The following is a 24,225-nucleotide window of genomic DNA, read 5'->3' on the forward strand; positions in this document are numbered from 1 at the left end:
CATATGTCAAATTATTTTTGGCCTGGGTCGATCCTGAGGCACGCTACGGCGTGTCTGCTGATTTTTTGCCGCGGGTGGCGCGACAATGGCATTCGACTCAGCTGCTCAATACTGCTTTGAGCAATGGATCATTCAGATACGCGACATTCAATCTCGTCCATGGATTTATACGCGATTGCTCCGGTGAAAAAATGTGTCCAGGGGCAATCATGAAACCCTTTGGAAGCAGTTGTCGCGTCAGTTCCCTGGCATCGTCAATGTGAGGAAACCTGACCCACAGATAAAGACTTTGCTCTGGACGAACAAATACCTCGGCCCCTATCTCATCCAACATCTGCAAACCTACTGTGGTAGCAGTTTTCAACCGTTCTTGAAGACGGATCAAATGACGTAGGAAATGCCCCTCCATCAGAATGACATCAACGGTTCGCTCACAAAGCTCCGAGGTGCTGGTATGCAGCAGCATTTTCAGGTCACCCAGTTCATCTATGACGTCTTTACTGCCTGCGATAAACCCAACCCTCAATGCCGCAGAAACCGATTTTGAAAAGCTCCCCACGTACAGTGAGCGTCGCAACTGATCCAGCGCAGATACCTTGATTGCCGATGCCGGTTTGAAATCTGCTAAAGCGTCGTCGTCCACCAGGATGAAGTTGTGCTCTTGCGCTAACTGAACCAACCGGTGGGCTTTGCCGGGTGAAATATCGGAGCCCGTCGGGTTGTGCCCAACAGACTGCATGAAAAATAATTTTGGCTTATGCACAAGCAGATGCTGCTCCAGCACCTCAATGTCCGGCCCATCCGGCAATCTGGGTACGGATAGCATCCGGGCTCCTTGTAATTGCAGCTTGCCAAACAGCGGGTAATAGCCTGGATCCTCGACGAAAACGTAATCCCCCGGAGCAATAAAGCGGCGGATTATCAGGTCCAGTGCGTGATTGGCCCCATGGGTGGTGACGATCTGGCGAGGGCTTGCAGTAATTGAGTAGGTTGCCAGTTTTTGCACCAGGTGTTGACGAAGAGCGGCATTCCCCAGCCGGTTGCCGTATCGGAAAAGCGTCGTTACACCCATACGCATGATCTGCCGTGTGAACTTGTCCAGACGCAAATCCATCAGCCACTCCACTGGCGGAAAACCTTCACCGAGTGGCGAGTGACCGGGTTCACGGACAAACTGCTGTCGCATGAGCCAGATGGTGTCCATCGCCCGGGTGAAAGGTAGCGGCTCTTCCGGTTCGTTGCTGCTCGGCGCTCCTTGTCTGACGAAAAAACCCTGCCCATGGCGCGCTTCGACAAGTCCTTGGGAGGCCAGCGATTCATAAGCGTTGATCACTGTGTTTTTCGAATGGCCAAACAGGCGCATGCACTCGCGCAGGGACGGCAACCGGTCACCGACCCGGTAGGTGCCATTACCGATTTGCTCGACCAATGATGCCGTCAGTTGCTGGGCAAGTGTCAGCCGCGCCATCGCATAGAACCCCTGAATGAATTAATCACTGAGGGTACAGCTTAGGTACTGTCTGTCCAAACTGTACCTTTTTTACTCTGACACATGCGAATAGGGTGACAGCCATTCAACAACAATAACTGCACCAGGACTCTTCACATGAGTATCGACTCCCGCCTCCCCATGTTCCGCAGCATGTCGCCCGCCGAACGCCTGAGTCACTTGCAAGAGCTGCTCGAACTTCCAGAAGCCGATATTGCCCTGCTACGCGATGCCGGCGCCCTCCCCTTGGAAATTGCCGACGGCATGATCGAGAACGTGATCGGCAAGTTCGAATTACCCTACGCCGTCGCCAGCAACTTCCAAATCAATGGTCGTGACGTAATAGTGCCGTTGGTGGTTGAAGAGCCGTCGGTGGTCGCGGCTGCTTCGTTCATGGCCAAACTGGCGCGCGATGCCGGTGGTTTCCAGACATCCAGTTCTCTGCCGCTGATGCGAGCCCAGGTGCAGATTGTCGAGATCGAAGATCCCTTCAATGCACGTCTGAGCCTTTTGCGTCGCAAAGACGAAATCATCGAACTCGCCAACCGCAAGGATCAACTGCTTAACCAGTTGGGCGGAGGCTGTCGCGACATTGAAGTGCACACCTTTGCCCAGAGCCCTCGCGGACCAATGCTGGTGGCCCACCTCATCGTGGATGTGCGGGATGCCATGGGCGCCAACACCGTGAACACTATGGCTGAAGCGGTTGCCCCGCTGATGGAAGAAATTACCGGAGGCAAGGTACGGCTGCGCATTCTGTCCAACCTGGCTGATCTGCGTCTTGCCAGGGCCCAGATCCGTATTGCCCCTGAGTTGCTCACGACCGCAGCCTACAAAGGTGAAGACGTCATTGAAGGGATCCTCGATGCTTACAACTTTGCTGTCGTCGACCCCTATCGTGCAGCCACTCACAACAAGGGCATCATGAATGGCATCGACCCACTTATCGTCGCCACGGGTAACGACTGGCGCGCGGTGGAAGCCGGTGCACACGCCTACGCCTGCCGCAACGGCCATTACGGTTCGCTGACCACGTGGGAAAAAGATGGCAAAGGTCATCTGGTGGGCACCTTGGAAATGCCCATGCCTGTCGGCCTGGTCGGCGGCGCCACCAAGACTCACCCATTGGCACAACTGTCGCTACGCATCCTGGGGGTGAAGACGGCGCAGGAACTCGCCGAAATCGCTGTGGCAGTCGGTCTTGCTCAAAACCTGGGCGCGCTGCGTGCACTGTCTACTGAAGGGATACAACGCGGCCACATGGCTTTGCATGCGCGCAACATTGCGCTTTCCGCTGGCGCCAAAGGCGCAGAGGTCAACTGGCTGGTCAAGCAGATGGTCGAGGCTCGAGATGTACGTTCAGACAAAGCGGCTGAACTACTCAAGCAAAAGCGTGCGCAGTAATGATCATGGCCGACGATTACGTCCGGTTGGTTGAGGTAGGTGCAAGAGACGGCTTGCAGAATGAGAAGCGGACACTTCCCCCTCAGATCAGAGTGCAGTTACTGGAAATGCTGGCAGATGCGGGCTTGCGAACCTTGGAAGCCGGAGCATTTGTCTCGTCACGCTGGGTACCGCAGATGGCCGGATCTGCCGAAGTGCTCAAATCACTCACAACGCGCACCGGCGTAACCTGGACAGCGTTGGTGCCCAACGTGAAAGGTCTGGAAGCAGCAATAGAGGCAGGTTGCCGAGAGGTCGCAATATTTGCCGCTGCCTCCGAAGCGTTCTCACAAAAGAATATCAACTGTTCTATCGCGCAAAGCCTGCGCCGCTATCAGGAAGTGATGGTGCGCGCGCGCGATGCCGGAGTCCGGGTCAGAGGTTACGTCTCCTGCGTCATGGGGTGCCCCTTCACAGGCCACGTCAAACCAGAGGCAGTGGCAGCAGTCAGCGCTTCGCTCTTCGCAATGGGATGTTATGAGGTCAGTCTGGGCGACACCATTGGCGCGGGTACACCTGCGGCTACCAAGACATTGATCAACGCCTGTAGCCAGGTTGTTCCCGTCAGCGTTCTCGCCGGACACTTTCATGACAGCTACGGCATGGCTATCGCCAATATCCATGCCGCGTTGGAAGCGGGTGTACGGATTTTCGATAGCTCAGTTGCCGGCTTGGGTGGCTGCCCGTATTCGCCAGGGGCCACTGGCAATGTTGCCACCGAAGATGTGATTTACCTGCTAAACGGCCTTGGCATGAACCATGGCGTCGATCTTGATGCATTGATCGAAATCGGTGAGTTCATCAATGCCGAACTCGGACGGGAAACTGCATCCAGAGTATCCCGTGCCCTTCTCGCGAAACGTGGTCTCGTAGAAACGAACTAAGCCGCATCTCTTCACGTTCATAACAATAAAAGCCCGCAGGGGCGGTGGGAGAATCCTAATGAAACCCGAACTGTTTGAAGTATGGGGCGACACGGTAGACGGTCGCCACTTGATCTACTCCATTGGCATCGGCGCAATCGTCAGCCTCGGCGCTTTTTTCCTGGCGCAGTACCTGTTTGTCGGCTGGGTAGACTCTCTGCAGATGGCGCGTGCGTACGCGATGCTTGTGGGTATCGTTGGCTGCCTGGCAGGAGGAGCCATCAGTGCTTCGCTTTTCAAACCCAAGCGTAATGTCGTAGAGCATCTGGCAGATCCGGCGTGGCGCTCGAAAATCCTGATCGAATTGCAGAATGAATACGGCCCCCTCGGCAGTCTGACTGACCTGCCGCCAGCCACGATAGCGGAACTGCGTGAAATGGATCTTTATGATCTGTTCGCGGATTACGAGAAAGGTATGGACACTTGCGCGAAAAGCTTCGATGCCTCCCCCGCCGCCGATGTCAGAGCGGTAAGCATCAGTGGTGGCCGGTCATGATCGCACCATTGCTGGATCAGATCCTGATTGCGTTGGGCATGGGTATCCTGGGGGCGGTGATTTTTGCCGGGATCGGACTCATCTCGGGTAGCGATGAAACCACTACACTCGCCCCGCTGACTTTGCTGGTCGTTCTGCTGGGCGTTCCTGCCGCAGGTGTGCTGACATTCTTCCTGGCGGGCGCCGTAGCCAAACATATGACCCATGCGGTACCGACGGCACTACTGGGTATTCCGGGCGACACCATGGCGACGCCACTCATGCGCGAAGCCAATTTCTTGCGCAATCTGGGCGTACCACACATTGCACTGCGCAAGATGATTTCGGGTGCGGTCATTGCAGCGTTGATTGCTGTTCCGATGGCCGTACTGTTCGCCGTGATGCTCGCGCCGTTCGGTGACATGATCAAGCGTGCTGCACCTTGGGTGTTCCTGTTTGCAGCGGTCGCTATCGCATGGTTTTCCAAAGGCCGCATGGCGGCTGTGCTGACGCTGATCCCTTTCGTGATGGTGATTGTGGGCCTGCAAAGCATCACCGGCCAGTACGGGGTCAAGCTCAGTGTCAGTTACTTCCTCGGCATTGCCATCGGTCCGCTGATCGCCGCCCTGTTCTCCATGCTCGCACCGGCCGAGCGAGAAACAATGCGACGCCAGGAGGTGCGCACTTTTTCCTTGTCTCCCGACGTAAAAAGCTGGGGCGGATTCTTTCCTAATCCGCTCAGGGTATTGGACAGCAAACAGAGCATATGGACGGCTGTCACTGCCGTAGTCTCCAGCGCCACCTTCGTGTTCAGCCCGGTTGCCATGACCGTCATCATGGGCGAAGTCGTCGGTTCACGGGTCAAGCACGTTTACCACCGCTTGACCACAGTCATAACCGCTCGAAACGGGGTCACTGAATCAACTTACCTCGCCGAAGCGTTGATCCCGCTGATCGCGTTTGGTCTGCCACTCAGCCCTGTCGCCGCAGGCCCGGCAGCGCCACTCTTCAATGCGCCCCCGCGTTTCAGCGTCGACACAGCGACGGGCCAGGTGCACAACTTGCACTCACTGCTCAGCACTTGGGAGTTTCTGGGGTACGGCATGTTGGCGGTGGTCATTGCCATTTTGATTGCTTACCCGTTCACCATGAATTACGCGCACAGAGCAGCATCCTATGTGTCGCGCAAAATCAGCCACGAAGCCGTGATCTCGACTTTTGTTGGCCTGATCCTGGTGATTGGCATCTGGGAAGGCGGCCTCCTGGGTTTGCTGGTCATCATCACCATCGGCCTGCTGGGCGGATTTCTCTCACGCTTTTTAGGATTCAACATTGGCGTCCAGTTCATGGGCTATTACACCGCCGTACTCACGATTCCGGCCCTCGTCGCCCTGATACACGCATGATTTCCAGCAAACCAAGGCTTCGCCAAGGCATTGAAACTCTATTCACATGACTGACCGGGTGCGTTGGCTGAACTCTACGGAATAAGCGTTTAGGCGTTTCACCCAATAACACTCTGGCGCAGACGTCCTTCTTCGCCAGCCATATCCAGAAAACCGTATTTTTTTCCAGTCTTTCACTGCGAGGGAAGACTGCGCTCAAAAAAAAGGAAATAACAATAATGAAAATCCTTCCACGCAACATGACACCGAGACTTGCCACCCTCTTGAGGCCATTAGCAGTGGGCGTTATGAGTTCTACTGCGTCAATCGGGGTGTCGGCGGCAGGCTTGACAGACGACACAACGGGCACTCTCAATCTCCGTAACTTTTATCAAAACCGAAACTTTGTAGACCCGTCCTATCCTCAGGGAAAGGCCGAAGAATGGACTCAAAGTTTCATTTTAGATGTGCGCTCAGGCTACACCACTGGCGCGGTGGGCCTTGGGGTAGACCTGTTGGGGCTCTATTCAATCAAGCTCGACGGTGGACGGGGGACAGCAGGAACTCAACTTCTTCCTGTGCACGATAGCGGCAGGCCGGCAGACGATTTCGGTCGCCTGGGTGTCGCGGTGAAAGCCAGGTACTCCGCCACTGAACTGAAAATAGGCGAATGGGTGCCCCTGCTCCCTATCTTGCGCTCGGATGATGGTCGCTCAATACCGCAGACCTTTCGCGGTGCACAAGTTACATCACGGGAAGTGGAAAACCTCACGCTCTACACGGGCCAATTCCGTGGCAACAGTCCTCGAAATGACGCCAGCATGGATGACATGTTCATGGCTGGACGCCCGGGAGCGACCTCGGATCGATTCAACTTCGCCGGGGGCGAGTACCAGTTCAATGACAAGGCCACACAGATGGGCCTTTGGTACGCCCAGCTTGATGACATCTACCAACAGCAATACTTGAATGTGATCCATAACCAAGGTGTTGGCTCATGGAAACTAGGAGCAAATCTGGGGCTCTTTCTTGGCGACGAAGACGGATCTGCAAAGGCAGGCCAGATGGATAACAAAACTGCTTCGCTGATGCTTTCAGCCAAAACAGGCGCTAATACTTTTTACCTGGGCTTACAGCGGGTGTATGGAGAGACGGGCTGGATGCGAGTAAACGGCACAGCCGGCTACCCGCTGGCAAACGATACCTTTACTTCAAGCTATGACAACGCCCGGGAACGCTCTTGGCAGCTTCGTCACGACTTTGACTTCGCGGCGCTAGGTATGCCGGGACTGACGATGATGAATCGATACCTCAGCGGTGACCATATTCAAACCAACGCCACCGACCATGGAAAGGAATGGGGGCGAGAATCCGAACTGGCCTACGTCATTCAAAGCGGCCCATTGAAGGACATGTCGGTGCGCTGGCGCAATTCAACACTACGCCGGGATTTCAGCAATTACGACATCGATGAAAACCGTCTCATCATCAATTATCCGATCAAGTTTCTTTAGCGACCACGTGTTCAACTCACAGACCTGAAGGTGTGACAACAATCGGCGTGATGAACTTCAACAGGCGCTTTTGAATGTTCATCACTTGTCGCCAAGAGGCCAAATAACCAAGGAAATCTGAATCTGGCCTCCGCGCCGTCATTCGAGTAGCGATGGCGCTGACCGCTTATGCCCTGGCGCCGACACTCAACATTCCGGGCGGGACAGCGTGGGCAACGCTCTAAGGTCTGGATTCGGGAGGATTGTGAGTGGCCGTTCTCAATTCCGGCGCAGGAGCGTATGAGGCGCCACGCCAAAGGCCTTGCGAAACGCATGGCTGTAATGGGAGAAATCGGAGAAACCGAAATCCAGTGCAGCTTGAGAAATACTGCGTACCTGGCCGCGTTCTATTGCCTCGCGACTCGCAAGCAGGCGTTCTTTCCAGATCTCCGCGACCGGCGTTTTCTGGTAACGGGCGAAAGCGCGCGTGACGGTTCGCGTGGACACATAATGCACTTGAGCGATGCGCTCGATCGACAGGTCTGGATCGGTCAGATTCTGGTGGATGTAGTTCATTATCCGACCATAAAGATCCAGCTCGTCATGGGTCGTCTTCAAGTCCTGGAGTTCCAGGCTAATCGCGAGTAGGTCAAGCAAGGTGTTGGAAAAGCGGCTGGATAGCCCCTCATCTTGAAAACTCGCAGGAATGCTCGCCGCTTGATGCAACATCTCGCGCAACGGAATCACCCCTGGACGGCGATCGTCCAAAACCACGGCGGTGCAACCTGCTACGCCTGGCAACCGTTGGCTGAGCAACTGTCGCGGAATGCGGACCAGGTGGTTCTCGGTACCACCCAGGCTGAATCGGAATGTTTGGGATGCGTCATAAAGAAACAAATTGTCCGCCGCCAGCGTTGCCCTGCGCCCTGCCTGCTCCAGTTCACCAAAGCCTCGCCGGGTGAAGCCCAGCCACAGATCCTCATCAGGACCGCTGCGCAAGTGCCGGGGTGAACGCTCCCAAAAATGCAGTGGCGAGGACAGCGTACAGATGTCCAGCGGCCCCATGCCGTGCACCTCCAGCGCCCCGTCGAAATCGCTCTGCGCCAATGGTTTACTGTCTGCCGCCAGGCAGTGACGGCACACCACTTCTTTCCAGTAATCAAAGCGACGCGGAGCTGCAACGGCGAGGGTTGAATACTGATTGCTGTGACTCATGGCATTCACCTCACGGCGGCGACGAAACAATAAGAGTGACGGTAACGTTGGTTCCCTGCTTAGCAATTAGCAGGCCACTCCCCTTTCGGGTTGCCAACGTTATGTGCGCCTGAAATGGCAGACGCTCGCACGCTCGGGATAGAGGCTGCGTGGGCGAGTCCCGCCAACACTTCTCCTGCCCGTTATCGATACATGCATTCGCCGTCTGACGGAGTGCGCGCACCAATTCAGCTCATCGTAATCCTGTTTTCAGCGCCTGTCCTTTCTAGCCAAACGGTTGTCCCTACGAGCCAAGCGTACTGCGTCGTCCCCGCCTAACTTCTACCCCACACCGTGCCCCTCCAACCACAACTGATGAGGTGTCCCATGCAACTGCCAGAGCAGCAGCGACAGTCCGATTCATCCTGGCTTTTGCAGATGCGCGACTTGGCGCCTGAAGAGTTCGCCACCTACCTGTTAGAGCTGGGGACTCTGGCGCTGCGGCGTCGGCTGGTTGCGCCAACCACCAGTCACCCGCGCCAGTCGAAACGTTGAACAGATAACCGCATACCAAAAAAAACAACGGAGCCCACCATGGAATCTGCGATCGATAAGCACCTCAAATGCCCGCGCACGTTGTCTCGTCGCGTCCCCGATGAATACCAACCACCCTTCCCCATGTGGGTTGGACGCGCCGATGAGCGACTGGAACAAGTAGTGATGGGGTATTGGGGTGTGCAATACCGCGGGGAGGACCAGCGTGAAGCAGCCCTGCACGCCATGCGCCACATTGCCGCCAGCCTGAGTTTGCCCGATGGCCCTCTGAGCCATGACCTGACCCACCACGCCGACAACAGCGGTTACGACAACCTGATGATCGTCGGTTACTGGAAAGACCCCGCCGCGTATTGCCGTTGGCTGCGCACGCCTGAGGTAATCGAATGGTGGTCCTCGCAGGAGCGCCTGAGCGACGGTCTCGGTTACTTTCGGGAAATTGTCGCGCCGCGGGCCGAGCAGTTCGAGACGCTGTATGGCTTTCGCGATGAGTTGCCCGGCGTTGGCGCCGTGATGGACACCATCAGTGACGACATCGAAGAACATGGTTACTGGGGATCGATGCGTGACCGCTTCCCGATTTCCCAGACCGACTGGATGGCTCCTTCCGGCGAACTGACCGTCATCGCGGGCGACCCGGCCAAAGGTGGGCGCGTGGTCGTGCAGGGTCACGACAATATCGCGCTGATCCGCTCCGGACAGGACTGGGCTGATGCTGGCGAAGAAGAACGATCGCTCTATCTCAACGAAATTCTGCCGACTTTGCAGGCGGGCATGGACTTCCTGCGTGACAGTGGCAAGGACCTGGGTTGCTACAGCAATCGCTTCGTGAATTACATCGACCTGGACGGCAATTTTCTGAACCTGAGCTACAACATCGGTCACTGGCGCTCCCTGGAAAAACTCGAGCGCTGGGCCGAATCCCATCCGACCCATCTGCGGATCTTCGTGACCTTCTTTCGGGTCGCCACCAGCCTGTCGAAGCTACGGCTCTATCACGAAGTCTCGGTATCCGACGCCAAGGATCAAGTGTTCGAGTACATCAACTGCCACCCGCAAACCGGCATGTTGCGTGACGCGGTGATCCCTGAAGCCTGACGTCTGACGCGACCCGGCGTCCACGGGCGGTCTTGATCCGGATTCCGCTCTGACACAGACCTCACCCCCAAACATTTTTTGGCCCCCCATCTCTAGCGCATGGGGTTGGGGGCCCTTTTGCCAGGAAATCGATCATGAAGTTGAGTCGCTCGTTACTCGTGCTGGGCATGCTGCCCTTTGTCAAAAGCCAGGCCATCGAGGTTGCTCCAGGCGATTTCGAACCATTGCCGGCCGGCGCCAACGCCTTGCTGCTCTACTACCAGCACGCCGATCGCTCGGATCTGTACCAGAACGGCCACAAGGTCTCCGACGACGCCAGGCTCAGTTCGGACATCGGCATCCTGCGTTATGTGCACGCCATCGGCCTGTCAGAAAACCTCTCATGGGAACCGCAGATTCTGTTGCCTTTCGGCCAATTGAACGCTTCTGGAGATATCGGCGCCTTGGGCGATACCCGCGGCATCGGCGACCCGATCATCACCGCGCCGCTGAAGTGGACGCTGCCCACTGCGAACAAGGACATCTTCGCCTTGGCGCCCTATCTGTCCTTTCCGGTGGGGAGCTACGACAAAAACGATGCCCTGAACCTCGGCGAGAACCGCTGGCGCGCCACGCTGCAGGCGGCGTACATCCACCATTTCTCCCCGAAATGGGCACTGGACACGGTGGCCGAAGCCTCATGGGTGTCGGCCAACAATGACTTCGGCTCGACCGGGGCGAAGCTGGAAGAAAACACCCGCTACGAGTACCAGACCGCCGTGCGCTACAACTGGACGCCGAGCACCACCTTCGCCGTTGGCGGGGGCTACATCACGGGCTCGGCGACCACCGTCAACGGGGTCGATCAGCACGACGGGGTCTCCACCTCCTATGGGCGGTTCACCGTCACGCACTTCATCGAGCCCACGCTGCAGATTCAGGCCCAGATCGGCACCGACATCGAGGTCGAACAAGGCTTGAAGGAAGGTGCGCGCCTGAACCTGCGTGTCTTGAAAGTGTTCTGAGCGCGCCATGCGCAGCAGGTTGTCCTTTTCAACCAAATGGCTGTCCTTCTCAGCCAAGCAAAGGCAGAGAGGGATGCCTAACTTGATCTCTGTTACCCACCCGATTGATGTCGCTCCAGGTACTCGGCACGAGGTGTGTTTCGAATCACCCTCGAACGCTCCCGTACAGGCCGACCCGTTGTCGATCACAGACAAAAGAATAGGAAAACCATGGCCATTGTTCGCCCTACCCTCGACCAACTGCAGGACATCGCTGGCCGGCTGAACATGCAGCTGACCCACGAGCAGGCAGTGGAATACCTGGCACTCATGCAGCCAAGTTTCGATGCATACGACCTGGTCGACGAGTTGCCGGATTTCACTCCGCCAGTGCGCTACGACCGCAGTTCCCGCTACCGCCCTTCGACCCCGCAAAACCTGCTCAACGCCTGGTATTACAGGACGGAAGTGAATGGCGCCCGTGAGGGCAAGCTCGCAGGCAAGACTGTTGCGCTCAAGGACAACATCTCCCTGGCTGGCGTCCCGATGATGAACGGCGCCTCGATCCTGGAAGGGTTTGTACCGTCGTTTGACGCAACCGTGGTGACCCGTTTACTAGACGCCGGGGGGACCATCCTGGGCAAGGCGACCTGTGAGCACTACTGCCTCTCCGGTGGCAGCCATACGTCTGATCCGGCGCCCGTACACAACCCATACCGGCACGGTTTCGCTGCCGGCGGATCCTCCTCCGGCAGCGCTGCGTTGGTGGCCGCCGGCGAGGTGGACCTGGCGGTTGGCGGCGATCAAGGCGGCTCGATCCGCATCCCTTCAGCGTTCTGCGGCACCTATGGCATGAAGCCGACCCACGGTCTGGTGCCCTACACCGGGATCATGGCGATCGAGGCCACCATCGACCATGCCGGTCCCATCACCCGCAACGTGCGTGACAACGCGCTGATGCTGGAAGTCCTGGCCGGTGCCGACGGGCTCGATCCTCGTCAGGCTGCCCCTCAAGTCGACGCCTATTGCGACTATCTGGAACGAGGTGTGAGCGGGCTTCGGATCGGCGTCCTTCAGGAAGGCTTCCAGCTGGCCAACCAGGACCCACGTGTTGCCGACAAGGTACGCGGCGCCATCGCCCGACTCGAAGCCTTGGGAGCTCGCGTCGAAGAGGTCTCCGTCCCCGAGCACAACCTGGCGGGTTCATTGTGGCACCCCATCGGCTGCGAAGGCCTGACCATGCAGATGATGCATGGCAATGGCGCAGGCTTTAACTGGAAGGGCCTCTACGACGTCGGCCTGCTGGATAAGCAGGCCGGCTGGCGCGAACAGGCGGACGCATTGTCCGCGTCGCTCAAGCTGTGCATGTTCGTCGGCCAATACGGCCTGGAACGCTACAACGGTCGCTACTACGCCAAGGCACAGAACATCGCACGCTTCGCCCGGGCCGGTTACGACAAGGCACTGCAAACCTATGACCTTCTCGTCATGCCGACCGTGCCGATCATTGCCCAGCCCCACCCCGAACCCGATTGTTCGATCACCGAGTACGTGGCCCGTGCGCTGGAAATGATCGGCAACACCGCGCCGCAGGACATTACCGGCCATCCGGCCATGTCGATCCCGTGTGGTCTGGTGGACGGCCTGCCCGTGGGGCTGATGTTCGTTGGCAAGCACTATGCCGAAGGCACGATTTACCAGGCGGCGGCAGCGTTCGAGGCCTCTGTCGACTGGAAGACATTGTAAGGCTGCCTCCCCAAACCTCCCGGACATCAATAAAAAACCGGGGGCTGTTCTTCACTTTTTTGACCGTGTCAACCGATGAGGAGTTACACCATGAGCGCCACTGTATCACCAGCATCCACTTCGACGCCCAGCGAGCGGGCCTGGGCGTTGTTCAAGGTTATGCAAGACAAGGAGCTGATCCCAGAGGGCTATATCGAGCAGCTAACCGAATTGATGGTGCATCAATGGAGCCCGGAAAACGGCGCCCGTGTAGTCGCCAAGGCCTGGGTGGATCCGCAGTTCCGGGAGCTGTTGCTCAAAGACGGCACCGCAGCGTGTGCGCAGTTCGGTTTCACCGGCCCGCAAGGCGAATACATCGTGGCCCTGGAGGATTTGCCCCAGCTGAAAAATGTCATCGTCTGCAGCCTGTGCTCCTGCACCAACTGGCCGGTCCTGGGGTTACCGCCGGAGTGGTACAAGGGTTTTGAGTTCCGTGCACGTCTGGTTCGTGAAGGACGCACTGTGCTACGTGAGATGGGCACAGAGTTACCAAGCGATGTGGTCGTCAAAGTCTGGGATACCAGCGCGGAAAGCCGCTACCTGGTCCTGCCCTTAAGGCCCGAAGGCTCCGAGCACATGAGTGAAGAAGAGCTTCAGAAACTGGTGACCAAGGATGTGCTGATCGGGGTGGCCCTGCCCCGCGTACGTTGACCCAAAAGACTCTTCATCTGCTAATTTTCGGAGGTTTTTTTATGGATGGCTTTCACGATCTCGGCGGTTTTCAAGGCTTTGGCAAGGTTCCCCACGTCATCAATAGCCAGGATTACAAACAAGTGTTCAAACAGGAATGGGAGCACCTGGCTTACAGCCTGATGTTTATCGGCGCCGACCAGTTGAAAAAATTCAGCGTCGACGAAATCCGTCACGCCGTCGAACGACTTGATGTCCGCCAGCACGTTGGCACGCAATATTACGAACGCTACGTCATTGCCACGGCCACCTTGCTGGTCGAAACCGGCGTCATTAGCCAGGACGAACTCGATCGGGCGCTGGGTTCACCCTTCAAATTGGCCAACCCTTCCCACGACAAGGGCCGCCCCGCCATCACCGGCCGCCCGCCATTTGAAGTGGGCGACCGGGTGGTGGTTCGCGACGAGTACGTGGCCGGACACATACGCATGCCGGCCTATGTACGCGGCAAGGAAGGCATCGTCCGACACCGCACTTCGGAAAAATGGCCGTTCCCGGACGCCATCGGCCACGGCGATTTGAGCGCGGCGCACCAGCCGACCTATCACGTCGAATTCCAGGTAAAGGATCTGTGGGGCGATGCCGCGGACGATGGCTTGGTGGTCGTCGACCTGTTTGAAAGCTACCTGGACAAGGCCGTCGTCGCGCAAACGGTGGCCGCATGATTGACGGGGCCCTGTTGGTCCGGTTGCCGGTGACGGTCCTTTCGGGCTTCCTGGGCTCCGGTAAGACGACCCTGCTCAACCACATCCTGCGCAACCGCGCAGGTATGCGGGTGGCGGTCATCGTCAACGACATGAGCGAAGTCAACATCGACGCCGAGGACGTGGCACGCAACGTGTCGCTGCACCGCGGCAGCGATGAACTGGTCGAGATGAGCAACGGCTGCATCTGCTGCACGCTGCGCGCTGATCTGCTTGAGCAGATCAGCCTGCTGGCGCGTCAGCAGCGCTTCGATTACCTGCTGATCGAGTCCACCGGGATCTCTGAACCGATGCCGGTTGCCGAGACGTTCGCCTTCCTCGATTCGCAAGGCTTCAGCCTGAGCGAACTGGCGCGGCTCGACACCTTGGTCACCGTTGTCGACGGCAGCAACTTCCAGTCGCTATTGGCCTCGCGGGACACGGTCGGCGACGAGGACGAAACGGGCACGCCATTACGCCACTTGTCCGACCTGCTGATCGAACAAGTGGAGTACGCCAACGTCATCCTCGTCAGCCGGCTGGACCTGATCGGCGAGAAAGGCTTTCTGGAGCTGAGCGCCGTCCTCGCGGGCCTCAATCCGCAGGCCGAAATCCTGCCCATGGCCCACGGTGCCGTCGATCTGTCGAAGATCCTCGACACCGGGCGCTTCGATTTGCCAAGTCTGGTGCAATCACCCGGCTGGATGAAAAGCCTGGAGGCCAGTGACGATCGTCCTCCCGAGTCGGACACCTATGGCATTGCTTCGTGGGTGTATCAGGAGCGTGCGCCATTCCATCCGCAACGTCTGCTGGAGTTCCTGCAGCGGCCTTGGCAAAACGGGCGGCTACTGCGTTGCAAAGGCTACTTCTGGGTTGCCAGTCGGCATCTGGACATCGGCATGCTGGTGCAAAGTGGCGGGCAATTTCGTTGGGACTACGTCGGGCGCTGGTGGACATTCATAGCGCAATCGCAATGGCCTCAGGATGACTATCGCCGCGAAGGGATAATGGCTAAATGGGACGAGATCACCGGGGATTGCCGACAGGAAATCGTCTTCATCGGCCAGGGTATCGACCTGGATATTTTGAGGCGGCAATTGGATGCCTGCCTGATGACCCCACAAGAGATCATGGAAGGTCCACAGACGTGGCCAACCTTGCCAGGCGCAACAGCCTTCGACCTCAAGGCATTGTCACCCTGATCATCCTTTGCCGGCCTTGGCCTGGATCAGCCGCGCCGCCACCACGCAGCCAGCAGAGCCGGCCCCCACCACGATATAGTCGAATGCTGCGCTCATTTCAGGCTCCCGGTCGGTAAGGTTCGCAGGGTAGCCCGCGCTACATGGGCGCGGGCCTTGATGGCTTCAATTAAAGCGCGTGGCAGCCCGCGATACTTGCCTGGCGCTGACAAGAACTTGGACAATCTCGCCAGCCCGAAAAACGGTTTGATACAGAGGTGTAAACGCCGCTGGACGATTACATTCGTTACTACAATCAGGGTCACGCGATGGTGCAGGCACCGCCGAACCCTGTAGGAGCTGGCTTGCCAGCGAAGAGGCCGGCACATTCAACATGTGCATCGCCTGACACTCCGCTTTCGCTGGCAAGCCAGCTCCTACAGGGATTTGCGGTGTTCACGCGATGGTGCAGGCAGCGCCGAACCCTGTAGGAGCTGGCTTGCCAGCGAAGAGGTCGGTACATTCAACATCTGCTTCGCCTGACACTCCGCCTTCGCTGGCAAGCCAGCTCCTACAGGGATTTGCGGTGTTCACGCGATGGTGCAGGCACCGCCGAACCCTGTAGGAGCTGGCTTGCCAGCGAAGAGGCCGGCACATTCAACATGTGCATCGCCTGACACTCCGCTTTCGCTGGCAAGCCAGCTCCTACAGGGATTTGCGGTGTTCACGCGATGGTGCAGGCAGCGCCGAACCCTGTAGGAGCTGGCTTGCCAGCGAAGAGGTCGGTACATTCAACATCTGCTTCGCCTGACACTCCGCCTTCGCTGGCAAGCCAGCTCCTACAGGGATTTGCGGTGTTCACGCGATGGTGCAGGCACCGCCGAACCCTGTAGGAGCTGGCTTGCCAGCGAAGAGGCCGGCACATTCAACATGTGCATCGCCTGACACTCCGCTTTCGCTGGCAAGCCAGCTCCTACAGGGATTTGCGGTGTTCACGCGATGGTGCAGGCACCGCCGAACCCTGTAGGAGCTGGCTTGCCAGCGAAGAGGTCGGTACATTCAACATCTGCTTCGCCTGACACTCCGCCTTCGCTGGCAAGCCAGCTCCCACAGGGGTTTGCGGTGTTCACGCGATGGTGCAGGCACCGCCGAACCCTGTAGGAGCTGGCTTGCCAGCGAAGAGGCCGGTACATTCAACATCTGCTTCGCCTGACACTCCGCCTTCGCTGGCAAGCCAGCTCCCACAGGGGTTTGCGGTGTTCACGCGATGGTGCAGGCACCGCCGAACCCTGTAGGAGCTGGCTTGCCAGCGAAGAGGCCGGTACATTCAACATCTGCTTCGCCTGACACTCCGCCTTCGCTGGCAAGCCAGCTCCCACAGGGGTTTGCGGTGTTCACGCGATGGTGCAGGCACCGCCGAACCCTGTAGGAGCTGGCTTGCCAGCGAAGAGGCCGGTACATTCAACATCTGCTTCGCCTGACACTCCGCCTTCGCTGGCAAGCCAGCTCCCACAGGGGTTTGCGGTGTTCACGCGATGGTGCAGGCACCGCCGAACCCTGTAGGAGCTGGCTTGCCAGCGAAGAGGCCGGTACATTCAACATCTGCTTCGCCTGACACTCCGCCTTCGCTGGCAAGCCAGCTCCCACAGGGGTTTGCGGTGTTCACGCGATGGTGCAGGCACCGCCGAACCCTGTAGGAGCTGGCTTGCCAGCGAAGAGGCCGGTACATTCAACATCTGCTTCGCCTGACACTCCGCCTTCGCTGGCAAGCCAGCTCCCACAGGGGTTTGCGGTGTTCACGCGATGGTGCAGGCACCGCCGAACCCTGTAGGAGCTGGCTTGCCAGCGAAGAGGCCGGCACATTCAACATGTGCATCGCCTGACACTCCGCTTTCGCTGGCAAGCCAGCTCCTACAGGGATTTATGCGCGTCGACGCTCGAACACGCTGTCATGGCCGAGATGGTTGAGGTGGGTGCAGCCCATCAGGTTCAGGGTCAGCGCCAGTTCATTCGTCAACACGTCCAGCGCCTTGCCCACACCGGCTTCACCCGCCACCGCGACACCGTAAAGCGTGGAACGCCCCAGCAGCACGGCATCGGCCCCAAGGGCGAGTGCCTTGACGATATCGCTGCCACGCCGGATCCCGCCGTCGAGCAGCAGGCTGAGCTTGCCCTTTGCGTGGGGGGCGATGGCCGCCAGTGCGTCGAGACTGCCGAGGGCGCCGTCCAATTGGCGGCCGCCGTGATTGGACACCACCACACCATCGAGCCCCAGGGCGATGGCGCGCTTCACATCCGCCGGATGCAACACGCCCTTGAGCAATAGTCGCTCGCCCCATCGGTCACGCAAACGCGCCAGCATGTCCCAGTCGAGCAAGGTATCCATCTGCTTGCCGATAAACGCCATCGACCCCAGGGGATTACGCTCGCCCGGTGGCAAGTAAGGTTCGAGGTTACCCATGCCCGGCAGCCCGGATGGCCACATCACCTGCTTGAGCCAGCGCGGGTGGCGGAGCACGTCGAACGTGTTGCGCCATGCCAGCTGCCGCGGCCTGGCGAAGTTGCGCCGATCCCATTCGCGGTTGCCCAGCACCATCGCATCACAGGTCAACACCAGGGTCCGGCAACCTACGGCGGCGGCCCGCTGCAGCAAATCGTTCTGCACCCGAGGATCGCGCATGGCGTACAGCTGGAACCACAGGTCGACGCCGGGCGCCGCCGCGACAAGCTCTTCCAGTGAGGTGTTGGACGCGGTACTCAGGCTGAAAGGCAAACCACGCGCCGTCGCGGCCCTGGCCAGGTGAATGTCGGCATCGCGGTGCAGCAGGCCGTTGTAGCCCGTCGGCCCGATCAGCATCGGCAAGGGCAGCACCCGGCCGAGCAAGACCCGAGAGGTGTCGGGAGCATGGCACGGCACCATGGCTCTGGCGTGCAGGCCATAAGCACGGAACGCCTCGAGATTATCCTTGAGCGTCAGTTCGGCCTCCGCACCGCCGCTGAGGTATTCCCAGGCAAAGTACGGCAAGCGTCGCCGGGCCATGTCGGCCAGTTCGGCAATGCTGTGCACACGATTCAAGTCGGAGCCGGTATAGAAACGACGCATAGGCAATCCTTGAAGGGCGGGCTAAAAACCGCTGCAAAAAAAAGCCCGGGAGGAGCGATCCGGGCCAAGGAAAAACAGTGTTGAACTTCAACATTGCCCGGATGCGCGGGCAGGCCCGCAAGCCGCGAACGGCTCGCGGGGAACTTCAGAACTTCCAGGTGTAAGTGGTGACCAGGCGGTTTTCCTGATAGTCCGCTCCCGATGCATTGCCATTGCCATAGCGCGTCTTGACGTCGATGCGGCGCCATTCGAAACCCACGTCCTTGAGCGGCCCGCTTTGCACCACATAGCCGAGCACGATGTTGCGTTCGCTTTCGACGTTCTGGTCGAGGGCATTGCTCCCCCGGTCGATACCGGTGCCGCGCATGTAGCGCGTCATCAATTTCAGCCCCGGTAAACCGATGCCCGCAAAGTTGTAGTCATAACGCAGCTGCCAGGAGCTTTCGTTCGGCTTGACGAACGCCACTGTCGACCAGTTCACCAGGTAAGGCTGCGGCGCATAACCGTTGAGCGTCGGGAATGTCGATTCGCCGAGCATGCGCTGGTAGCCGACACCGACGGCATGGGCGCCCTTTTTCAACGTGGTCATGACCCCATAGGACCTGTTGTCGATATCGCCATACAGTGCCTTACCGTCTTCACTGTTATTGAAGTAACGAAGGTCTGTCTTCAGGCCATAACCGGCACCCAGGTCATGGTTGTAGGTCAGGCCCAGATAGTGTTGCTTATAGATATCCTCCAGCTGACCGAAGAAATACGTACCGGACAAGTTCGGGGTAAACGCATAGGTGGCGCCACCGAAGTTCAGGCCGTCACTGCGACGTTTAATGTTGGGCCCATTGAACAAGTACATCTTCTCGGTATTGGAAGACTCCCGGGAACTGATTTCGGTAAAACGGCCACCGGTCAGTGTCAGCTTGTCGACTTCTTTGGATTCGATCTGCACCCCGTGATACGTGGTGATCAATTGCCGCGAGTCGTCGATGTAAGCCACCGGCAATGTCGGACGAAGTTCACCGATCTTGAGTTCGGTCTTGTTGTAACGAACCTTCCCGGTCAGCGCCGCCCGGCCATAGTCCCGGACTTGCTCGCCCTTGCTGGTGTCATACGGAATGATGGTGTCCGGCCCACGGCCGCCACCGCCGTCCAGGCGATAGGCGTACTGCGCCGAGAGATCCAGGCCAAACTGTAGCGTGCCCTCGGTGTAACCCGAGATTGCGCGAAAATCGAAGCCTTGGGTCCAACTGCCGACCCGTGATTGCGGGGCGTCATGCTGTTTGAAATCGCGGTCGATATAGAAATTCCGCATCCCCAGGCTGACCTGGCTGTCGTCGACGAAATCGGCATGCGCAACCACCGGTGTGAAGATCCCCATCACGGCCGCAGTGGCGACGCCACGGCTTACCCAGCTCTTCTGGAACATCAAACTTTCCTTCTTTTTTACATGCACAAAGGCACGGCTAGTGGAAGCAGATCAATTCAGCAAAAGTGCAACTTTGGCAGTCAATCCGCAGTATTGTTTTTATAACCACTTACTGCAAAAAAGTCGTAACACAGTCATTCGCCAGCACAGCGACAACCGCTTTCTAGTTATTATCAAACTCAACGATGGTGGAAAGTCTTATCGTATTTTTGGGGTGACAACAATGTCAGGAAGTTGCTTTCGAGGCATCTCCCAAACAGTGATAGGCGCGATTGAAATACACCAGGCCTTCCTGGCTTTCGCCATTACGAATACCCAGGACTTCGCAATAGAAAATCGTGTGCGATCCCACTTCATGAGCCTGGGCGATTCGGCAGTCAAAACTGACCAGTGCCTCATCCAGCAGCGGCGCACCGCTTTCCAGGGTGCTCCAGGATGCGCAGGAAAAGCGCTGCTCGGTATCGAGGTGGCGGTTGGAGAACGCCCCCGACACCTCCTGGTGACCCGGGGTCAGCACGTTCACGCTCAGCACTCCGTTGCTCTTGAAATGCACATTGGAAAACGACGAGCGATTCATGCAGACCAACAGCGTCGGCGGCTGGTCGGTCACGCTGCACACCGCCGAAGCGGTAAAGCCGAAACGACCCGCGGGGCCATCGGTGGTGATGACCGAAACCGCGCCACCAAGCATTGCCATTGAGTTACGAAATCCAGTTGTATCGACCATGGTCTTACCCTCCGGTCTATCAGATATCCAGCACCAGTTTCCTGGACTTGGCCCGGGAACAGCACACCAGAATCTGGTCATTGGCAGATTTTTCGTCGTCCGTGAGATAGACGTCGCGATGATCCGGTTCGCCTTCGATGACGTCGCACAAGCAAGTGCCACAAACGCCCTGCTCGCAGGACACTTCAATCTTGATGCCCACGGCAGTCAGCGCCTCGACGATGCTCTGGCCCTCGGCAACCTGTACGGTCTTGCCGCTGCGCCGGGCAACCACTTCGAAACCGGCGCCCGAGGCGTCCACTTCGACCTGGAAGTATTCGCGGTGCACATGATCGTCGGCGTACCCCGCTTCCAGGGCCTGGGCAATCACCCAGTCCATGAAACCGGCCGGTCCGCAGACATACACATGTACGCCGGCCTGCGGGGTGCCCAGCACGGTGTGCAGGTCGAGTTTCTGTTCGGCTGCTTCGTCGTCGAAATGAGTGCGCAACCGCGAAGCGAACGCAGCGCTGCCCAGCTCTTCCAGAAAGGCGCTGCGGCTACGCGAACGGCCGCAATAATGCAGTTCGAAATCACTGTCGCGGGCATTCAGCGCGTAGGCCATGGCGACCATCGGGGTGATGCCGATACCGCCGCCGATCAGGATCGAGCGGCGGGCATCGCTGGCCAGCGGAAAATGATTGCGCGGCAGGCTGATCTCGATCTCGCGACCTTCTTGCAGTAACTCATGCACCGCCAACGAACCGCCCCGCGAGGCGGGATCCTTGAGTACGCCCAAGCGATAGGCGTCGGCGCTGGCCGGATTGCCACACAGCGAATACTGGCGAACCAGCCCGGTCTTGAGGTGGATATCGACATGCGCGCCCGCCTCGAAGGCGGGCAAAGGCTGTCCCGACGGATCGCTCAGATCCAGTACGACGACACCTTCGCCCTGCTCTTCGCGCTTGCGCACGACGACTTTCAATAATTGATCGCTCATACAGGCCATCCCGAATGTGTTGTAAGGGAGCGCATCTGCACGCCCCCGCTGCTTTTCCAAACCGTAAAACCAATGGACTCAGCGCATGAAGATCCCGCCGTTCACATCCCAGGTCGCCCCGGTGGTGAAGTAGGCGTCTTCGCTGGCCAGTTGCACGATCAGCTTGCCGATGAACGCGGCGTTGCCCAGTTGCCTGACGGGGATCGCCTCGATCAGTTTTTCCAGGCGCTCGGGCGGTACGGCGGCGCGCACCGCCGGTGATTCGATAGGGCCCGGGGCGATGGCGTTGACCGTGACGCCGGACGCCGCCAGTTCCTTGGCAAAGATCTTGGTCAAGGTGATGATGGCGCCCTTGGAGGCGGCGTAATGCGCGCCGGTCGCAGTGCCGCCGTTCTGCCCGGCCAGGGATGCCATGTTGATGATCCTCCCGTAGCCCCGGGTCGCCAGATAACTGCCGAACACCTGGCAGCCGACAAAGGTGCCGCGCTGATTGACGCTCACGACACGGTCGAACTCTTCCGGGCTGATCTGCATCACCGGTGTGGTCATGGTCATCGCGGCGTTGTTCACCACCACCTGCAATTCGCCCCAATGCGCCACGACGGCCGCCAGCGCGTCTTCGAAATCGGCTTTGCTCGAGACGTCGAGCTTGAGCGCCAGCACCCGCTCGCCAGTGCCGTCGAGTTCAGCGGCGGCGGCCTGTGCCGACTCCAGCGAACGGTCGCTGATGACCACCCGATAACCGGCGTTCAACAGTTGTTCGGCGATGCTCTTGCCCAGCCCCTGGGCCGCGCCGGTGACCAATGCAACCTGTGTCATGGCAACGTCCTCAGAGGATGTAGCCGATACCGGCGAGGGTATCGGTGGAGTTGATCAGCTGAATCAGCTTGCGCTGAATCTTGAAACTGTCACCGCTGCGCACCAGTTCAAACGTGACATCGGCGGTGTACTGCTTGAGCACATCCTTGCGGAACTCGCGCAGGTTCTGCGCGCACCGCACGGTGACAACCCCGTCTTCATCCGACAACAGGCGAAAGCGCGACTGACTGCGCACGGTGCGTGCCCGCGGGGTGGTCGAAATCGACTCGCCACTGGTCAGTCGGGTCACGCGCAACTGACGCATGTGGTGATCGTCGTAGGCGTAGTTCAGGGTGTTCTCGAAATCGGTTTCCAGCGGATCGATCGGGATGATGTAGGTCGCGTTCGCGGTCCACAGATCCAGCCATTCGACGAAATCGCCGTGGTCGAGCATGTCCGCTTCCTGCCAGATGAAAGCGCTGACCTGGTTGAGCAATTGCAGATTAATCATGGTGTTCTCCGTCGATTCAGGCCGACATCATCTTTTTCCACTGCTGGTAGCCAGCGCGCATGCCGGTCTCGGCGCTCACATCGCTCACCAGCCCGTCTTCGGACGCTCTTTCACCCGGCAAGCCGCGGTTGAGCATGATCCACAGATCGGTACCGGCGCTGGCACCGCGCTGTACGCGTTCCCAGGCTTCGGAATCGTCCGGGGTGCCAAAACCCATCGGGCCCTGGAAGTGCTCATGCAGGCGCAGGCGATAACGGTTGGCCACGGCCGGACCACCGTCCATGGTGATCACCGCGTGATGGATCTCGGTTTCGTTGACTGCGATCGGTTGCAGTACCCGGAAGAACGCCATGGAACAGGCGATGTTCGGGAACAGGTTGAGGTTGAAGCCCGAACCGCCGACCGCACGCACGATGCGGCGTACCGATTGTTCGTCCTGGCCTTCGGCGCGCAGCTGCACGGCCAGGTCTTCGAAACGCTCCGGGATCGGCAGGTCGAGATTGGCTTCCAGATCGACCAGGTCGGGGATCATCACCATCACGCTGTGGCCGTTGCCGAGGTCTTCGACATAGCCCGGCCCTTTGACGAAATCGAACAACTCCAGGGTCTGTTCATCCACGGACGACAGGAACGACTTGTGAACCAGCGGGAAGTGATAGGCGTCGGTGGTGTTTTCCAGCTGGATTTTCCAGTTGCCGGGGAAGCGGAAACGATGCTCGCCACCCACCTTGACCGGGTAACCGGCGCCCTGCTTCATGAACAGGTCGATCCACTTCTTTGCCGGGCCGAGGAAGTCGACGAGGGGCTCGATGTCATCCTTGAAAGTGGCGAAAATCATGCCGTTGTACTGCTCGACACGCAGGCTGACCAAAGGCAACTCGGCCTTGTCCAGGCAATCGGCGTAGCTTTCCGGGTGCGGCACACCGCGCAGGCTGCCGTCGAGGGCATAGCTCCAGCCGTGATAAGGGCAGACGAAACTGTTGGTCTTGCCCTTCTTGTGTTCACACACCGTTGCGCCACGATGGCGGCAGCGGTTGAGCAACACATGCACCTCTTTCTTGCGGTCGCGCACGACGATCACCGGCTGCTTGCCGACGTAGGTGCTCTTGTAGCTGCCGGACTCGGGGATCTCGCTGGCATGGGCGACCCAGATCCAGGTGCTGTAGAAAATCTTGTCCAGTTCCTGATCGAAGATCTTGCCATCGGTGTACAGCGACGTGTGAACGCGGTCATGCAGGACCAGGTCGGACGGGCTCGCGTCCAGCGTTACGGTGTTTATCAGGTTATTCACGATCACTCCTCGTCGGCAT

Annotated in this window: 21 protein-coding genes; 12 read left to right on the forward strand and 9 right to left on the reverse strand. The window is 58.6% G+C overall.

The window, feature by feature from the left end:
* Positions 1-97: 97 nt before the first annotated feature.
* The gene (locus F8N96_RS19290) at positions 98-1,468 is read right to left on the reverse strand and encodes a PLP-dependent aminotransferase family protein (RefSeq protein ID WP_150799142.1); all 1,371 of its coding nucleotides are present in this window, start codon (positions 1,466-1,468) and stop codon (positions 98-100) included.
* Positions 1,469-1,606: 138 nt separating this feature from the next.
* Here F8N96_RS19290 and F8N96_RS19295 point away from each other — a divergent pair, with 138 nt between their 5' ends.
* From F8N96_RS19295 to F8N96_RS19315, 5 genes are all read left to right on the forward strand, one after another.
* Positions 1,607-2,893, forward strand: coding sequence for a hydroxymethylglutaryl-CoA reductase, degradative (locus F8N96_RS19295; RefSeq protein ID WP_150799143.1), 1,287 nt, complete (start codon positions 1,607-1,609; stop codon positions 2,891-2,893).
* A gap of 5 nt (positions 2,894-2,898) precedes the next feature.
* Complete coding sequence (locus F8N96_RS19300; RefSeq protein ID WP_150799229.1) at positions 2,899-3,816, forward strand: hydroxymethylglutaryl-CoA lyase; 918 nt, start codon at positions 2,899-2,901, stop codon at positions 3,814-3,816.
* 58 nt (positions 3,817-3,874) lie between these two features.
* Positions 3,875-4,351 (forward strand): hypothetical protein, encoded by a 477-nt coding sequence (locus tag F8N96_RS19305; RefSeq protein WP_150799144.1) that lies wholly within the window; start codon positions 3,875-3,877, stop codon positions 4,349-4,351.
* The gene (locus F8N96_RS19310) at positions 4,348-5,736 is read left to right on the forward strand and encodes a tripartite tricarboxylate transporter permease (protein WP_150799145.1); all 1,389 of its coding nucleotides are present in this window, start codon (positions 4,348-4,350) and stop codon (positions 5,734-5,736) included. Before F8N96_RS19305 ends, F8N96_RS19310 begins: the two co-directional genes overlap by 4 nt.
* A gap of 218 nt (positions 5,737-5,954) precedes the next feature.
* Positions 5,955-7,229 carry an OprD family porin gene (locus F8N96_RS19315; protein WP_150799146.1) on the forward strand — a complete coding sequence of 425 codons (1,275 nt, stop codon included), beginning with the start codon at positions 5,955-5,957 and terminating at the stop codon, positions 7,227-7,229.
* A 258-nt stretch (positions 7,230-7,487) separates the two neighbouring features.
* On the opposite strand, the gene F8N96_RS19320 is transcribed toward F8N96_RS19315, so the two are convergent.
* Positions 7,488-8,423, reverse strand: coding sequence for a helix-turn-helix domain-containing protein (locus F8N96_RS19320; protein ID WP_150799147.1), 936 nt, complete (start codon positions 8,421-8,423; stop codon positions 7,488-7,490).
* 366 nt (positions 8,424-8,789) lie between these two features.
* Between F8N96_RS19320 and F8N96_RS35075 the strand changes: the two genes are divergently transcribed.
* From F8N96_RS35075 to F8N96_RS19350, 7 genes are all read left to right on the forward strand, one after another.
* Positions 8,790-8,957 (forward strand): hypothetical protein, encoded by a 168-nt coding sequence (locus tag F8N96_RS35075; protein WP_191630790.1) that lies wholly within the window; start codon positions 8,790-8,792, stop codon positions 8,955-8,957.
* Between the two features lie 39 nt (positions 8,958-8,996).
* Positions 8,997-10,055 carry a phenylacetaldoxime dehydratase family protein gene (locus tag F8N96_RS19325; protein ID WP_150799148.1) on the forward strand — a complete coding sequence of 353 codons (1,059 nt, stop codon included), beginning with the start codon at positions 8,997-8,999 and terminating at the stop codon, positions 10,053-10,055.
* A gap of 134 nt (positions 10,056-10,189) precedes the next feature.
* Positions 10,190-11,059 (forward strand): transporter, encoded by an 870-nt coding sequence (locus tag F8N96_RS19330; protein WP_150799149.1) that lies wholly within the window; start codon positions 10,190-10,192, stop codon positions 11,057-11,059.
* A 210-nt stretch (positions 11,060-11,269) separates the two neighbouring features.
* The gene (locus tag F8N96_RS19335; protein ID WP_150799150.1) at positions 11,270-12,784 is read left to right on the forward strand and encodes an amidase; all 1,515 of its coding nucleotides are present in this window, start codon (positions 11,270-11,272) and stop codon (positions 12,782-12,784) included.
* 90 nt (positions 12,785-12,874) lie between these two features.
* Positions 12,875-13,474: a nitrile hydratase subunit alpha gene (gene nthA / locus F8N96_RS19340; protein ID WP_150799151.1), complete on the forward strand. Its 600-nt coding sequence runs from the start codon at positions 12,875-12,877 to the stop codon at positions 13,472-13,474.
* A gap of 41 nt (positions 13,475-13,515) precedes the next feature.
* Positions 13,516-14,178 carry a nitrile hydratase subunit beta gene (gene nthB, locus F8N96_RS19345; protein WP_150799152.1) on the forward strand — a complete coding sequence of 221 codons (663 nt, stop codon included), beginning with the start codon at positions 13,516-13,518 and terminating at the stop codon, positions 14,176-14,178.
* Complete coding sequence (locus tag F8N96_RS19350) at positions 14,175-15,398, forward strand: GTP-binding protein (RefSeq protein WP_150799153.1); 1,224 nt, start codon at positions 14,175-14,177, stop codon at positions 15,396-15,398. The genes nthB and F8N96_RS19350 overlap by 4 nt, the downstream gene beginning before the upstream one ends.
* Positions 15,399-17,295: 1,897 nt before the next feature.
* Here the strand turns inward: F8N96_RS19350 and F8N96_RS19355 are convergent.
* The 7 genes from F8N96_RS19355 to F8N96_RS19385 form a co-directional block, all read right to left on the reverse strand.
* Positions 17,296-18,477 carry an alpha-hydroxy acid oxidase gene (locus F8N96_RS19355; protein ID WP_150799154.1) on the reverse strand — a complete coding sequence of 394 codons (1,182 nt, stop codon included), beginning with the start codon at positions 18,475-18,477 and terminating at the stop codon, positions 17,296-17,298.
* A 145-nt stretch (positions 18,478-18,622) separates the two neighbouring features.
* Positions 18,623-19,900, reverse strand: coding sequence for an OprD family porin (locus F8N96_RS19360; RefSeq protein ID WP_150799155.1), 1,278 nt, complete (start codon positions 19,898-19,900; stop codon positions 18,623-18,625).
* Positions 19,901-20,126: 226 nt separating this feature from the next.
* Positions 20,127-20,627, reverse strand: coding sequence for a flavin reductase (locus tag F8N96_RS19365; protein WP_150799156.1), 501 nt, complete (start codon positions 20,625-20,627; stop codon positions 20,127-20,129).
* 19 nt (positions 20,628-20,646) lie between these two features.
* A complete protein-coding gene (locus F8N96_RS19370) occupies positions 20,647-21,606 on the reverse strand; it encodes a PDR/VanB family oxidoreductase (RefSeq protein ID WP_150799157.1) in 960 nt (319 codons plus the stop codon).
* Positions 21,607-21,684: 78 nt separating this feature from the next.
* On the reverse strand, positions 21,685-22,425 hold the full coding sequence (locus F8N96_RS19375) for an SDR family NAD(P)-dependent oxidoreductase (protein ID WP_150799158.1): 741 nt from the start codon (positions 22,423-22,425) through the stop codon (positions 21,685-21,687).
* A 10-nt stretch (positions 22,426-22,435) separates the two neighbouring features.
* Positions 22,436-22,912, reverse strand: coding sequence for an aromatic-ring-hydroxylating dioxygenase subunit beta (locus tag F8N96_RS19380; protein WP_150799230.1), 477 nt, complete (start codon positions 22,910-22,912; stop codon positions 22,436-22,438).
* A gap of 19 nt (positions 22,913-22,931) precedes the next feature.
* Positions 22,932-24,206 (reverse strand): aromatic ring-hydroxylating oxygenase subunit alpha, encoded by a 1,275-nt coding sequence (locus F8N96_RS19385; protein ID WP_150799159.1) that lies wholly within the window; start codon positions 24,204-24,206, stop codon positions 22,932-22,934.
* Positions 24,207-24,225: the final 19 nt, after the last annotated feature.

Origin of the sequence: Pseudomonas fluorescens (assembly GCF_902497855.1) — a bacterium.
In the GTDB taxonomy this organism is placed as follows: Bacteria; Pseudomonadota; Gammaproteobacteria; order Pseudomonadales; family Pseudomonadaceae; genus Aquipseudomonas; species Aquipseudomonas fluorescens_BI.

Coding starts and splice junctions, on each gene's coding strand:
- F8N96_RS19290 (WP_150799142.1), bottom strand. CDS start 1,468: ATGGCGCGGCTGACACTTGCCCAGCAACTGACGGCATCATTGGTCGAG.
- F8N96_RS19295 (WP_150799143.1), top strand. CDS start 1,607: ATGAGTATCGACTCCCGCCTCCCCATGTTCCGCAGCATGTCGCCCGCC.
- F8N96_RS19300 (WP_150799229.1), top strand. CDS start 2,899: ATGGCCGACGATTACGTCCGGTTGGTTGAGGTAGGTGCAAGAGACGGC.
- F8N96_RS19305 (WP_150799144.1), top strand. CDS start 3,875: ATGAAACCCGAACTGTTTGAAGTATGGGGCGACACGGTAGACGGTCGC.
- F8N96_RS19310 (WP_150799145.1), top strand. CDS start 4,348: ATGATCGCACCATTGCTGGATCAGATCCTGATTGCGTTGGGCATGGGT.
- F8N96_RS19315 (WP_150799146.1), top strand. CDS start 5,955: ATGAAAATCCTTCCACGCAACATGACACCGAGACTTGCCACCCTCTTG.
- F8N96_RS19320 (WP_150799147.1), bottom strand. CDS start 8,423: ATGAGTCACAGCAATCAGTATTCAACCCTCGCCGTTGCAGCTCCGCGT.
- F8N96_RS35075 (WP_191630790.1), top strand. CDS start 8,790: ATGCAACTGCCAGAGCAGCAGCGACAGTCCGATTCATCCTGGCTTTTG.
- F8N96_RS19325 (WP_150799148.1), top strand. CDS start 8,997: ATGGAATCTGCGATCGATAAGCACCTCAAATGCCCGCGCACGTTGTCT.
- F8N96_RS19330 (WP_150799149.1), top strand. CDS start 10,190: ATGAAGTTGAGTCGCTCGTTACTCGTGCTGGGCATGCTGCCCTTTGTC.
- F8N96_RS19335 (WP_150799150.1), top strand. CDS start 11,270: ATGGCCATTGTTCGCCCTACCCTCGACCAACTGCAGGACATCGCTGGC.
- nthA (WP_150799151.1), top strand. CDS start 12,875: ATGAGCGCCACTGTATCACCAGCATCCACTTCGACGCCCAGCGAGCGG.
- nthB (WP_150799152.1), top strand. CDS start 13,516: ATGGATGGCTTTCACGATCTCGGCGGTTTTCAAGGCTTTGGCAAGGTT.
- F8N96_RS19350 (WP_150799153.1), top strand. CDS start 14,175: ATGATTGACGGGGCCCTGTTGGTCCGGTTGCCGGTGACGGTCCTTTCG.
- F8N96_RS19355 (WP_150799154.1), bottom strand. CDS start 18,477: ATGCGTCGTTTCTATACCGGCTCCGACTTGAATCGTGTGCACAGCATT.
- F8N96_RS19360 (WP_150799155.1), bottom strand. CDS start 19,900: ATGTTCCAGAAGAGCTGGGTAAGCCGTGGCGTCGCCACTGCGGCCGTG.
- F8N96_RS19365 (WP_150799156.1), bottom strand. CDS start 20,627: ATGGTCGATACAACTGGATTTCGTAACTCAATGGCAATGCTTGGTGGC.
- F8N96_RS19370 (WP_150799157.1), bottom strand. CDS start 21,606: ATGAGCGATCAATTATTGAAAGTCGTCGTGCGCAAGCGCGAAGAGCAG.
- F8N96_RS19375 (WP_150799158.1), bottom strand. CDS start 22,425: ATGACACAGGTTGCATTGGTCACCGGCGCGGCCCAGGGGCTGGGCAAG.